12 protein-coding genes are annotated in these 13011 nt (G+C 74.1%); 2 read left to right on the top strand and 10 right to left on the bottom strand.

Annotated features, from left to right (window positions below; translation table 11 throughout):
- Positions 1-100 precede the first annotated feature (100 nt).
- Complete coding sequence (locus tag CMS_RS06135) at positions 101-772, top strand: hypothetical protein (RefSeq protein WP_012298634.1); 672 nt, start codon at positions 101-103, stop codon at positions 770-772.
- A complete protein-coding gene (locus tag CMS_RS06130; protein WP_012298633.1) occupies positions 769-1368 on the top strand; it encodes a hypothetical protein in 600 nt (199 codons plus the stop codon). Before CMS_RS06135 ends, CMS_RS06130 begins: the two co-directional genes overlap by 4 nt.
- Positions 1369-1386: 18 nt before the next feature.
- Here the strand turns inward: CMS_RS06130 and CMS_RS06125 are convergent, their stop codons facing one another.
- From CMS_RS06125 to pheT, 10 genes are all read right to left on the bottom strand, one after another.
- Entirely contained in the window at positions 1387-2001 is a 615-nt protein-coding gene (locus CMS_RS06125) for a DNA-3-methyladenine glycosylase (protein ID WP_012298632.1), read from the bottom strand.
- Between the two features lie 7 nt (positions 2002-2008).
- Positions 2009-2146: a hypothetical protein gene (locus CMS_RS17475; protein WP_012038681.1), complete on the bottom strand. Its 138-nt coding sequence runs from the start codon at positions 2144-2146 to the stop codon at positions 2009-2011.
- Positions 2143-3624, bottom strand: a complete 1482-nt coding sequence (gene argH, locus CMS_RS06120; protein ID WP_012298631.1) for an argininosuccinate lyase — start codon at positions 3622-3624, stop codon at positions 2143-2145. Before argH ends, CMS_RS17475 begins: the two co-directional genes overlap by 4 nt.
- Before the next feature lie 4 nt (positions 3625-3628).
- Positions 3629-4882, bottom strand: a complete 1254-nt coding sequence (locus tag CMS_RS06115; protein ID WP_012298630.1) for an argininosuccinate synthase — start codon at positions 4880-4882, stop codon at positions 3629-3631.
- A 48-nt stretch (positions 4883-4930) separates the two neighbouring features.
- Entirely contained in the window at positions 4931-5854 is a 924-nt protein-coding gene (gene argF, locus CMS_RS06110; RefSeq protein ID WP_012298629.1) for an ornithine carbamoyltransferase, read from the bottom strand.
- Between the two features lie 147 nt (positions 5855-6001).
- Entirely contained in the window at positions 6002-7219 is a 1218-nt protein-coding gene (locus CMS_RS06105; protein WP_012298628.1) for an acetylornithine transaminase, read from the bottom strand.
- Entirely contained in the window at positions 7216-8127 is a 912-nt protein-coding gene (gene argB, locus CMS_RS06100; RefSeq protein WP_041464908.1) for an acetylglutamate kinase, read from the bottom strand. Before argB ends, CMS_RS06105 begins: the two co-directional genes overlap by 4 nt.
- Before the next feature lie 23 nt (positions 8128-8150).
- Positions 8151-9305 (bottom strand): bifunctional glutamate N-acetyltransferase/amino-acid acetyltransferase ArgJ, encoded by a 1155-nt coding sequence (argJ, locus tag CMS_RS06095; RefSeq protein WP_012298626.1) that lies wholly within the window; start codon positions 9303-9305, stop codon positions 8151-8153.
- On the bottom strand, positions 9302-10351 hold the full coding sequence (gene argC, locus CMS_RS06090; protein ID WP_012298625.1) for an N-acetyl-gamma-glutamyl-phosphate reductase: 1050 nt from the start codon (positions 10349-10351) through the stop codon (positions 9302-9304). Before argC ends, argJ begins: the two co-directional genes overlap by 4 nt.
- Before the next feature lie 116 nt (positions 10352-10467).
- Positions 10468-13011, bottom strand: coding sequence for a phenylalanine--tRNA ligase subunit beta (gene pheT / locus CMS_RS06085; protein WP_012298624.1), 2544 nt, complete (start codon positions 13009-13011; stop codon positions 10468-10470).

Genomic DNA, 13011 nt, shown 5'->3' with positions numbered 1-13011 from the left:
GTCGGGAGGACGGCGCGTCAACGGCCCGGGATTGATGGCGAAGAGACAAGTGCGTGGCATTGATGTGCCATCATCAATGTCGGGGACTTGAGGAGGGCGCATGTTCGTCATCACGGCCGACCAGAAGGCGAGCCGGCACGACATCGATCGCGCCGGGACGGGACGGGACGACCTCGCGGCCCGCTACGAGGGACGCCTGGTGCTCCCGGTCGACCGCACGTCCGGCGACGAGGTGCAGGCGCTCGTCGCCGACGCCGCCACCGCGCTCGACATGGTGCTGATGCTCACGCGCGCGGGGCACTGGAGCGTCGGCCTCGGGATCGGCACGGTGCGGATCCCGCTCCCCCGGGCGACGCGCGAGGCCACGGGGCCCGCGTTCATCGCCGCCCGGGACGCGGTCACCGCGGCCAAGCGCAGCGCGACGCGGTTCGCGCTCGCGGTCGATCCGCCGATCGCGCGTTCCGGCGACGGTGACGCACCGGAGCTGCCCGGTGCCGCGGAGGTGGAGGCGCTCATCACCCTGCTGCTGCTCGCACGCGACCGGCGCACCCCGCAGGGCTGGGACGTCGTCGACCGCATGGCGGGCGGCGGGACGCAACGGGAGGTGGCCGCCGAGCTCGGGGTCACGCCGCAGGCCGTGAGCACGCGTCTGCGCACGAGCGGATGGCGCGCGGAGCGCGCCGCGATCCCCGGGCTCGAGGCGCTGCTGGCGCACCTGGATGCAGGTGCCTCGCACGCACCGCGCGCGGCCCGGGAAGGTGGCCGCTCGTGATCCCCGCCGGCACCCCCGCGGAGGTCGCGGCCTGGGTAATCCTCTGCGTGCTCGCCACCGCGGCCCTCGTGCTCGCGCTGCTCACCGCGCGCGCACCGCGCACCGGCCTGGTCGCCGGGGCCGCGGCCGCTCTCGCCGCGGCGGTCGTGCTGGGCCTCGCGCTCCGGGGCGTCGCGTCCCCGCTGGTCGTCGGGTACCTCGGACTCGTCGCGGTCGTGCTCGCGGTGCTGGGCGGAGGATCCGCATCCACCGTCGTCCTCGCCCTCGCGACGCGGGGCTCGGTGCCGCCCGGCGCGTACGGCGGGATCCTGGTGGCGCCGCGCGGGCACGAGGACGACCCGTCGGCGCTGCGACGGCCGACCCGCGAGGTCCTGCGGGGCGGCGCGACGATCGGCATGCTCGAGCGGCTGGCCGTCGTGGCCGTCATCCTCGCCGGGTACCCCGAGGCGCTCGCGGTGGTCATCGCCATCAAGGGCGTCGGCCGCTTCAGCGAGCTGGGCGAGGCGGCGGAGGCGCGCGAGCGCTTCATCATCGGGACGCTCGTGAGCTGGCTGTGGGCCGCGACGTGCGCGGCGGTCGTCCTCGTCGTCCGGTAAGAGGACAGCCCTGATCGCTCAGCGGCGGACGCGCGGGACGTGCGCGCGATACGGCGAGACGGTCGGATCGCCCGGCACCCAGAAGCGCCAGGGGAAGAGCTCACCGGAGCCGCCCGGACCCGAGACGCCCGCGCGCGGACCCGCGGCCGGCAGGGCGAGCGGCTCGTCCGGGAGCACCAGCCGGTACGGCGGCGCGTCGAGCGCGGCGCCGTCGTCGGCGAGCGGGATCCCGAGGGCGACGGCCAGCCGCGCCGGTCCCCGGGCGAGATCGCGGTCGCGGACGGCCGCGCCGCGCCGGGACCGGGCGAGATCCGCGCCCTCCACGATCTCGCCGGCACGCAGCAGCACGCCGGCGCTCGTGCCCTCGGGGCCGCAGACGATGTTCGCGCACGTGTGCATGCCGTACGTGAAGTACGCGTAGAGATGCGCGGGCGGGCCGAACATCGTCGCGTTGCGCGCCCGCTTCCCTCGGAAGGCGTGCGACCCGGGATCCTCGCCGACCCCGCGATACGCCTCCACCTCGGTGAGGCGGACGGCGACCCTGCCCTCCTCGGAGTCCCGCGACAGGATCGCGCCGAGGAGGGCGGGCGCCACCTCGACGGCGTCGCGCGCGAAGAACGCCGCGTCGATCACGCGGGGATCAGATCAGCTCGCCGTTGAGGCTCGCGACGACCACCACGAAGACCAGCACGGCGACGGCCACGCCGATCACGAGCGGCAGGAGCCAGCGATGCCGGGGCTCGGGCCGCTCGGGACGGCGGCCGTTCGAGAGCGTCACGCCGACGCCGCCGCGGACGCGGCCGCCCGGCGCTCGGCCGCGGCATCGGCCCGCGCCCGCAGCTCGGCCACGCGGCGCACCAACTCGGCGCGCTGCTCGTCGACCCGGACGCGGGCGGTGCCGCCGACGCCGTCGCGGCTCGCCACGGATCCGTCGATGCTCAGCACCTCGCGGACCTCGGGCACCAGGTGCGGCGACACGGCGCGGAGGTCGTCGTCGGAGAGGTCCTCCAGGCCCACGCCTCGGGACTCCGCGAGCTTCACGAGCTCCCCCGTGATCTCGTGCGCGTCGCGGAAGGCCACGCGGTGCTTGACCAGCCACTCGGCTACGTCGGTCGCGAGCGAGAAGCCCTGCGGCGCGAGCTCGGCCATGCGATCGACGTCGAAGCGGAGGGTCGCGATCATCCCGGTGAACGCTGGGAGCAGCACCTCGAGGGTCTGCACCGAGTCGAAGACGGGCTCCTTGTCCTCCTGCAGATCGCGGTTGTACGCCAGCGGCAGGCCTTTGAGGGTCGCGAGCAGGCCTGACAGGTTGCCGATGAGCCGGCCCGACTTGCCGCGCGCGAGCTCCGCGATGTCCGGGTTCTTCTTCTGCGGCATGATCGACGACCCGGTCGAAAAGGAGTCGCTCAGCGTGACGAACCCGAACTCGCGCGTGTTCCAGAGGATGATCTCCTCGCTCAGCCGCGACAGGTCGATGCCGACCTGGGCGAGCACGAAGGCGAACTCGGCCACGACATCGCGCGCCGCCGTGCCGTCGATAGAGTTCTCGGAGCTGCGCGCGAAGCCGAGGTCGCGGGCGACCGCACTCGCGTCGAGGCCGAGGGTCGAGCCCGCGAGCGCGCCGGATCCGTACGGTGAGACGTCCGCACGCGCGTCCCAGTCGGCGAGGCGCTCGAGGTCGCGGACCAGCGGCCAGCAGTGCGCGAGCAGGTGGTGCGCGAGGAGCACGGGCTGCGCGTGCTGCAGGTGCGTGCGACCCGGCATGATCGCGCCGCCCGCCGCCTCGGCCTGCGCGGCCAGCGCGTCGACGAGCTGCACGAGCATCGCGTGGATGACGGCGGCGTGGTCGCGCAGGTACATGCGCACCAGCGTCGCGATCTGGTCGTTGCGGCTGCGGCCCGCGCGGAGCTTGCCGCCGAGATCCGGACCCGCGATATCCATGAGGCCGCGCTCGAGGGCGCCGTGCACGTCCTCGTCGGCCTCGGACGCGACGAGCGCGCCCGAGCGCACGCGGTCCTCCAGGGTGTCGAGGGCCTGCAGCATGGCCTGTCGCTCGGCGTCCGACAGGTAGCCGGCCGCCGCGAGAGCACGGGCGTGCGCCCGGGATCCGGCGATGTCGTACGGCGCCAGCTGCCAGTCGAAGTGCGTCGAGCGGCTGAGCGCCACGAGCTCCGGCGACGGGCCGCCGGCGAAGCGGCCGCCCCAGAGGGCGCCCGCCTCGCCGGCCCGGGAGGACGGATCCGTGCTCTCGGTCATTTGGCTACTCCGCGGCGGGCGCGGCCGCGGGCGTCGCGTCGTCGGCCGCGAGCGCGGCCTGCTCCACGGCGAGGTCGCGGCGCGCCGAGATCTTGCTCGGCAGCGACCACAGCTCGATGAAGCCCTTGGACAGGGACTGGTCGAACGTGTCGCCGGTGTCGTAGGTCGCGAGGTCGAAGTCGTAGAGGCTCGTCTCGCTGCGGCGGCCGGTGACGACCGCGCGTCCTCCACGCAGCGTCATGCGGATGTCGCCGGAGACGTGCCGCTGCGAGTCCTCGATGAACGCGTCGAGCGAGCGCTTGAGGCCGGAGAACCAGAGTCCGTCGTAGACGAGGTTCGCCCAGTCCTTCTCGACGCCGCGCTTGTAGCGGCCGAGGTCGCGCTCGATGGTGAGGGCCTCGAGCTCCTCGTGCGCCTCGATGAGGGTCATCGCGGCGGGGGCCTCGTAGACCTCGCGGCTCTTGATGCCGACGAGGCGGTCCTCGACGACGTCGATGCGGCCGATGCCGTGCGCGCCGGCGGCGGCGTTCAGCTCCTGGACGATGCGGAGCGGCGAGTAGCGGATGCCGTCGATGGCGACGGGGACGCCCGCCTCGAACGTGATGGTGACCTCCGTGGCCTCGCGCAGCACGTCGGGGTCCTGCGTGTACTCGTAGAGGTCCTCGATCGGCCCGTTCCACGGGTCCTCCAGGAAGCCGGTCTCGACCGCGCGGCCCCACACGTTCTTGTCGATCGAGTACGGGCTCTTCTTGCTCTGCTCGATGGGCAGGTCGTGCTCGTTGGCGTAGACGATGGCCTTGTCGCGCGTGAGCGCGAGGTCGCGGACGGGCGCGATGGAGGTGAGGTCGGGTGCGAGCGCGGCGACGGCGGCCTCGAAGCGCACCTGGTCGTTGCCCTTGCCGGTGCAGCCGTGCGCGACGCTGTTCGCGCCGAGCTCGTGGGCGACGCGCGCGAGGTGCTTCGCGATCAGCGGGCGGCTGAGGCCCGAGACCAGCGGGTAGCGCTTCTGGTAGAGGGCGTTGGCCTTGAGCGCGGGGACGATGTAGTCGTCCGCGAACTCGTCCTTCGCATCCACCACGACGGCCTCGACCGCGCCGCAGTCGAGCGCGCGCTGCCGGATGACCTCCATGTCCTCGCCGCCCTGGCCGACGTCGACGGCGAGGGCCACGACCTCCTTGCCCGTCGCGTCCTTGAGCCAGCCGATGCCGACCGAGGTGTCGAGTCCGCCGGAATATGCCAGTACCACGCGTTCGGCCATGCCGTTCTCCGTTTCGTTGCTGAGGTGTCTCGGGGTGTGCGGGCTGCGTCAGGACTGGCGCAGGAGCCAGACGAGCAGCGCCTTCTGGGCGTGCAGGCGGTTCTCCGCCTCGTCCCAGACCACCGACTGCGGGCCGTCGATGACCTCGGCGGCCACCTCGTACTCGCGGTCGGCGGGAAGGCAGTGCAGGAAGATGGCGTCGTCAACCGCGTGCGCCATGAGCTCGGTCGTGACCTGGTAGGCGCCGAGCTCGGCCAGGCGCTGGGCCTTCTCCTCCTCGCGGCCCATCGACACCCAGGTGTCGGTGATGACGACGTCGGCGCCGGTGACGGCCTCGACGGGGTCGGCGAGGATCCGGACCGAGCCGCCGGTGGTCGCGGCGATGCGCTCGGCGTCGGCCACGACGACCGCGGCGGGCACGTAGCCCGCGGGGGCGGCGATGCGCACGTGCATGCCGGCCGTGACGCCGCCGAGGAGGTAGGAGTGCGCCATGTTGCTCGCTCCGTCGCCGAGGAAGACGAGGGTCTGGCCGGCGAGGTCGCCGCGGTGCTCGCGGATGGTGAGCAGGTCGGCGAGGATCTGGCACGGGTGGAAGTCGTCCGAGAGGGCGTTGACGACGGGGACCGTGGTTCCCGCGGCCATCTCCTCGAGGCCCGACTGCGCGTACGTGCGCCACACGATGGCCGCGACCTGGCGCTCGAGCACGCGCGCGGTGTCACTCGCGGTCTCCTTGCCGCCGAGCTGGCTGTTGGCGGTGCTGATGACGAGCGGGACGCCGCCGAGGTCCGCGATGCCGACGGCGAACGAGACGCGCGTGCGGGTGGAGGACTTGTCGAAGATGACGGCGACGGTCTGCGGACCCGCGAGGGGGCGCTCGGACCAGCGCTCGCGCTTCAGCTGCACCGCCAGATCGAGCACCTCGGCCTGCTCGGCCGGGCTCAGGTCGTCGTCGCGCAGGAAGTGGCGGGTCATCGCATCGCTCGCTCTCGGGGGACTCGGGATCGCTCAAGCCTAGGGGACGTGCGGGGGCGGATCCGTCCGCGGGCACCCCCGCGCGGGGGTGCGCCGACGGGTCGGCGGGGAGCGCGCGCGGTCGCATCGGCCGGCTCCCCGCCCGGGTCAGCGCAGGTGCGCCAGCGCCCGCGCGAACCGCCCGCGGAAGTCGCGCACCTCGGCGTCACCCACGATGAGCGGCGGCGCGATGCGGAGGCTGCGGGCGTTCGGCGCGTTGATGATGAGCCCCTCGCCGAGCGCGGCGGCCGCGATGCGTCCGCCGTCCTCGTGGTGGAGGCCCACGCCGATGAGGAGGCCGCGCCCGCGGACCTCGGCGACGAGCGGGGAGTCGAGGCCGGTGATGGACGCGCGGATCTCCTCGCCGCGCACACGCGCGTTCTCCACGAGCCCGGCGTCCTCGATCTCCGTGAGCACGGCGTTCCCGGCCGCCGTCGCGAGCGGGTTGCCGCCGAACGTGGATCCGTGCTGGCCCTTCTGCAGGAGGTCGGCCGCGGCGTCGAAGGCCACGAGCGCGCCGATCGGCACGCCGCCCGCGATGCCCTTGGCGATGGTGACCGCATCCGGCCGCACGCCCTCGTGCTCGTAGGCGAACCAGCGGCCCGTGCGGCCGACGCCCGTCTGGATCTCGTCGAGGATGAGCAGCGCGCCGTGCTGCCGCGTGAGCTCGCGGGCGCGGCGGAGGAACCCGGCGGGCAGGTCGACGACGCCGGCCTCGCCCTGGATCGGCTCGAGGATGAGCGCCTGGACGGTGTCGTCGATCGCCGCCTCGAGCGCCTCGAGGGTCGGCGCGATGTGCTCGACGCCGCCGGGGAGCGGGAGGAACGGCGTCTGCAGCGCGGGCTGCCCGGTGAGCGCGAGCGCGCCCATCGTGCGGCCGTGGAAGGAGCCCTGCAGCGTGATGACGCGCGTGCGCCTGTCGGATCCGTTGCGGCGGGCGAGCTTGAAGGCCGCCTCGTTCGCCTCGGCGCCGGAGTTGCCGAAGTAGACGCGGCCGGTGTCGCCGGCGCCCGTGATGCGGCGGAGGCGCTCGGCGAGCGCGATCTGCGGCGGCGTCGCGAAGTAGTTGGACACGTGCGCGAGCGTGGACACCTGCTCGGTGACCGCCCGGATGAGCGCCGGGTGCGCGTGCCCGAGGGAGTTGACGGCGATGCCCGCGAGGAAGTCGAGGTACTCGCGGCCGGTCGAGTCCCACACGCGGCAGCCCTCGCCGCGGACGAGCATGGCGAGCGGCGGCGGCGATGAGCGCATCATCGCGGCCTGGAAGCGGTCGGACCACTCGCTCTCGGTCTGGGTGGTGCGGCGCTCTGGCTGGGTCGTGGTCATGCGGGCACGACCTCCGTTCCGATTCCGTTCGTGGTGAAGATCTCGAGGAGCATCGAGTGCGGGATGCGGCCGTCGATGATCGCGGCTTTGGGCACTCCCCCGTCGACGGCCTCGAGGCACGCCGCCATCTTGGGGATCATGCCCGACTCGAGCGACGGCAGCAGGGCGCGGAGCTCGTCGGCGCGGATGTCGGAGACGAGCGATCCGCGGTCGGGCCAGTCGCGGTACAGGCCGGCGACGTCGGTGAGGATCACGAGCTTCTCGGCGCCGAGGGCCACGGCGAGCGCGGCAGCCGCGGCGTCCGCGTTGACGTTGAGCGACACGGCGGGATCGGACTCGTCCGGCGCGATGGAGGAGACCACCGGGATGCGGCCGGCGTCGAGCTGCGCGAGCACGGCCGTGGGATCCACCGACACGACGTCGCCGACGAGGCCGAGGTCGACCTCGACGCCGTCGACCACGGCACCGCGGCGGCGGCCGGTGAAGAGCCCGGCGTCCTCGCCCGAGACGGCGGCCGCGAGGGGCCCGTGCGCGTTGATGCCGCGCACGACGTCGCGGCTGACCTGCCCGGTGAGCACCATGCGCACGACCTCGAGGACCTCGGGCGTGGTGACGCGGTATCCCCCGCGGAACTCGCTATCGATGCCGAGGCGCGTGAGCATCGCGCTGATCTGCGGGCCGCCGCCGTGCACGACGACCGGTCGGAGGCCGGCGTAGCGGAGGTACACGACGTCCTCGGCGAAGGTGCGCGTGAGCTCCTCGTCGACCATGGCGTTGCCGCCGAACTTCACGACCACGATGCGGTCGTGGAAGCGCTGGAGCCACGAGAGCGACTCGATGAGGATCGCGGCCTTCGACTCCGCCTGCGCCTGGTCGCGGTCGGCGGCCTGCTGCGCGATGGCGGTCACGTCCGTCCCGTCTGCGTCGCCCATCAGCTGGCGTACGCGCTGTTCTCGTGCACGTAGTCGTGCGTGAGGTCGTTGGTGAGGATCGTCGCGGTCGCGTCGCCCGCGTGCAGGTCGATGAGGACGTGCACGGCGCGCGGGTGGAGGTCCACCAGGTCGCGGCTCTCGTGCGGCTCGCCGGCGCGGCACACCTCGACGCCGTTGATGGCGACGTCGATGCCGTAGGGGTCGAAGGCTGCGCCCGTGGTGCCGACGGCCGCGAGCACGCGACCCCAGTTGGGGTCGTTGCCGAAGACGGCGGCCTTGAAGAGGTTGCTGCGGGCGACCGCCCGTCCCACCTCGACGGCGTCGGCGTCGGATGCGGCGTGCACGACCTCGATGGCGATGTCGTGCGCGGCGCCCTCGGCGTCGGCCTGGAGCTGCTCGGCGAGGTCGGCGCACACCGCGGTGAGCGCGGCCTGGAACGCGTCGGCGTCGGGCACGACGCCCGATGCGGCCGACGCCAGGAGCGTGACCTGGTCGTTGGTCGACATGCAGCCGTCGGAGTCGAGGCGGTCGAAGGTGACGCGCGTGGACTCGCGGAGGGCCGCGTCGAGCGCGGCGCTGTCGAGGTCGGCGTCGGTGGTGATGACCACGAGCATGGTGGCGAGGCCCGGCGCGAGCATGCCCGCGCCCTTGGCCATGCCGCCGACCGTCCAGCCGGCGTCGGACGCGCGGACGGACTGCTTGGGCTTCGTGTCGGTGGTCATGATGGCGCGTGCCGCGTCGTCCCCGCCGTCCTCGGCGAGCGCGACGGCCACGCGGGCGACCCCGTCCTCGAGCTTCTCGAGCGGGAGCTGCTCGCCGATGAGGCCGGTGCTGCAGACGAGCACGTCGCCGCTGGAGACGTCGAGCGCGCGGCCGACCGCCTCGGCGGTGGCGTGCGTGACCTGGAACCCGCGGGATCCCGTGTAGCAGTTGGCGCCGCCCGAGTTGAGGACGACGGCGCTCACCCGGCCGTCGCCGATGACCTGGCGCGACCAGAGGATGGGGTTCGCCTGGCAGCGGTTGCTGGTGAAGACCGCCGCGGCGGCCTGCGACGGCCCGGTGTTGCGGACGAGGGCGACGTCGAGCGCGCCCGTGGACTTGAGGCCGGCGGCGACGCCTCCGGCGACGAAGCCGCGCGCGGCGGTGACGCTCACGGGGCCACCCCGTTCACCGGGAGGCCCATGGCCTCGGGCAGCCCGAGCGCGATGTTGGCCGACTGGATCGCCGCGCCCGCCGTGCCCTTGACCAGGTTGTCGATGGCCGTGACCGTGACGACGCGCCCGGCGGCCTCGTCGATGGCGAGGCCCACGAGCGCGGTGTTGGATCCCGTGACGTCGGACACGTTCGGGAACGTCCCCTCCGGCAGGAGGTGCACGAAGGGCTCGTCGGCGTAGGCGAGCTCCCACGCCGCACGGACGTCGTGCGCGGAGAAGCCGGGGGCGAGGCGCGCGGTGGCCGTGGCGAGGATCCCCCGGGCCATCGGCACGAGTACGGGCGTGAACGAGACGCTCACGTGCCCGCCGCCCGCCGTCTCGAGGTTCTGCCGGATCTCCGGCGTGTGGCGGTGGGTGCCCCCGACCGCGTAGGCGCTGGCGGATCCGAGGATCTCGCTCGCCAGCAGGTTGGTGCGGAGGGACCGTCCGGCGCCGGACGGGCCGACGGCGAGCACGGCGACCACGTCCTCCGGCTCGATGACCCCCGCGCGGATCCCGGGCTGGAGCCCGAGCGTGATGGCGGTGACGTTGCAGCCGGGGACGGCGATCCGCTTCACGCCCGACAGGCGCGTGCGCTGGGTGCCACCCTCCTCCGCGTGCAGCAGCTCGGGCAGGCCGTACGGCCAGGCGCCCGCGAAGTCGCCGCCGTAGAACGCGTCCCACGCGGCCTCGTCGACGAGCCGGTGGTCGGCGCCGCAGTCGACCACGAGCGTCTGGTCGTCGAGCTCGGCCGTGATGGCGCCCGACTTGCCGTGCGGCAGCGCGAGGAAGACCACGTCGTGGCCGGCCAGCTGCTCGGCCGTCGTCTCGACGAAGGTGCGGTCGGCGTACGAGGTGAGGTGCGGGTGCACCTCACGCAGACGCTCGCCCGCGTTCTGGAATGCGGTGAGCGTCTGGACCTCGAGGCGCGGGTGGTCGGCGAGCAGGCGGAGGAGCTCCCCGCCGGCATAGCCGCTGGCGCCCGCGACGGCGACTGAGAATGACATGCCTCAAATCTAGTGCCGGTGCCGGAGGGGCCCCGCCGGGCGGCAGGCCGGACGACAGCGCGGGCGGCCCCTCCCGGGAGGGGCCCGCCCGCGCGTCGCGCCAGGTGCGCGCCGGGCTACTCGCGCAGCGCCGCGCCGAAGCGCTCGGCGGCGAGCCGCACGGATCCGTCGCGGGCCGCGCTCGCCTCCGCCGCGGTCAGCGTGCGGTCGGGCGCGCGGAAGCGGAGCGCGAGCGTGAGCGAGCGGGTGCCGTCCGCGACTCCGGGGCCGCGGTAGTCGTCGACGAGCCGGGCGGTCTCGAGGAGCTCGCCCGCGCCCTCGACCACCGTGCGGAGCAGCTCCCCGGCCGGGACGTCGAGCGGCACCACGAGGCTGAGGTCCTGCGTGGCGACGGGCATCGAGGTGAGCGTGCGCACCTCGACGGCGCCGCCCGCGAGCTCGACGAGCCGGTCGAGGTCGACCTCGGCCAGCGCCACGCGCTCGGGCAGGTCGAGCTCGGCGGCGAGCGCGGGCAGGAGCTCGCCCGCGAATCCCACGATGACGGGGCCGTCGGCGGTCACGGCCTCGACCGCGGCCGTGCGACCCGGGTGCAGGGCGATGTGGGCGCCCTGCTCGAAGCGGATCTCCACGCCCACCGCGTGCGCGAGCTGCCGCACCGCGTCGAGCGCGTCGACGAGGCCCGCGCGCTGCGCGGGGGTGCCCGGCTGCTTCGGGACGGCGTCGCCGAGGATCAGCACGCCGACGTGGCGCGGCTGCGGCGGGATGCCCGCGTCGAGCGCCCGCAGCGCGTCCGCGTCGGGGCGCGCGGCACCCGGCGGCATCTCGGGAGAGCCGTAGGCGACGCCGGCGCGGGGCAGGAAGACGGTGCCGGTCTCGAAGATCGCGAGGTCGGTGGATCCGCGCGAGAGGTTCCGCCGCGCGATGTCGACGAGCCCCGGCAGCAGCGAGCGGCGGAGGAACGGGAACGCGACGTCGAGCGGGTTCGCGAGGCGCACCGCAGGGGCGTCGTCGCGATCGGCCGCGCCGAAGCGCGCGTTCTGCGCCTCGGACGCGAACGGCGAGCCCATCACCTCGGTGAGCCCGCCCGCGGCAAGCGCGATCGAGGCCTGACGACGGAGGCGCTGCGCGGCGGTGAGCCCGCGGCCGGGGGGTGCGACGGGCAGCACGGCGGGGATCCGGTCGTAGCCGACGATGCGCGCGACCTCCTCCACGAGGTCGGCGCGGTGGCGCAGGTCCGGACGCCACGTCGGCGGCGTGACGACGAGCACACCGTCGCGCTCCTCGAGCGCGCAGCCAACGTCGACGAGCGCGTGGCGCACCTCGTCCGCGGTGTAGTCGACGCCGACGAGCGACGCCGGGTACGCCAGCGACAGCTCGACGGCCTCGCGCGGGGCGGTCGTGTCGAGGATCGAGCCGAGGCCCTCCGCGTGGCCGCCGGCCAGCTCCTCGAGGAGCTGCACCGCGCGTGCGGCGGCGGCGGGGGCGATGCGGGGATCCACGCCCCGCTCGAAGCGCTTGGACGCCTCGCTCGGCAGCTTGTGCCGGCGAGCGGTGCGCGCGATGGAGACCGGGTCGAAGCCCGCCGCCTCGATCAGCACGCGGCTCGTGCCCGCGCCGATCTCGGTGGCCGCGCCGCCCATGACGCCCGCGAGCCCCACCGGTCCCGAGCCGTCGGCGATGACGAGGTCCTCGACGTGCAGCGCGCGCTCGCGTCCGTCGAGCGTGACGAGCGTCTCGCCCTCAGCGGCGCGGCGGACGACGATGCCGCCCTGCAGCCGATCGAGGTCGTAGGCGTGCAGCGGCTGGCCGAGCTCGAGCATGACGTAGTTCGTGATGTCGACGGCCAGGGAGATCGACCGGACGCCCGCGAGCGTGAGCCGCGAGACCATCCACGGCGGGGTGGGCCGGGAGAGGTCGAGGCCGGAGACCACGCGCGTGACGAACACGTCGGCGCCGACGCGGCCGCGGATCGGGGCGGCGTCGTCGACGCGCACCTCGACCCCCTGGACCGGTGCGTCGGCCGCGAGCAGCGCGAGCGCGTCGGCGGGGTCGGTGAACGCGGCGCCCGTGGCGTGCGCGTACTCCCGGGCGATGCCGCGGATCGAGAACGCGTAGCCGCGGTCGGGCGTGACGTTGACCTCGACCGCCTGGTCGTCGAGGTGCAGGAGCGCGAGCGCGTCCGTGCCGACCTCGGGGTCGAGCCCGAGCGTGGAGAGGACGAGGATCCCGTCGTGCTCCTCCCCGAGACCCAGCTCCCGCGACGACGCGATCATGCCGTCGGACACGTGGCCGTAGGTCTTCCGCGCGCTGATGGGGAACGGGCCGGGCAGCACCGCACCGGGCAGGCTCACCACGACCTTGTCGCCGACGACGAAGTTGTGCGCGCCGCAGACGATGCCGCGCACGTCCTCGCCGCCGTCGGCGGCCGTGGCGCCCTCGGGCGCGACGCGGACGGAGCACCAGTTGATGGTCTTGCCGTTGGTCTGGGGCTCGGGGCTCGCCTCGAGCACCTGCCCGACGACGACGGGGCCGGAGATCGAGAACGCGTGCACGTCCTCTTCTTCCAGACCCACCTTCACGAGCGACGCGTGGACGTCCTCGGGGGTGACCCCCGCGGGGAGCTCGACGTGCTCGCCGAGCCAGCTGATCGGGATCCTCAC

It is taken from the genome of Clavibacter sepedonicus, assembly GCF_000069225.1.
Classification (GTDB): Bacteria; Actinomycetota; Actinomycetes; order Actinomycetales; family Microbacteriaceae; genus Clavibacter; species Clavibacter sepedonicus.
This window is presented reverse-complemented; position numbering and strand designations above follow the sequence as displayed.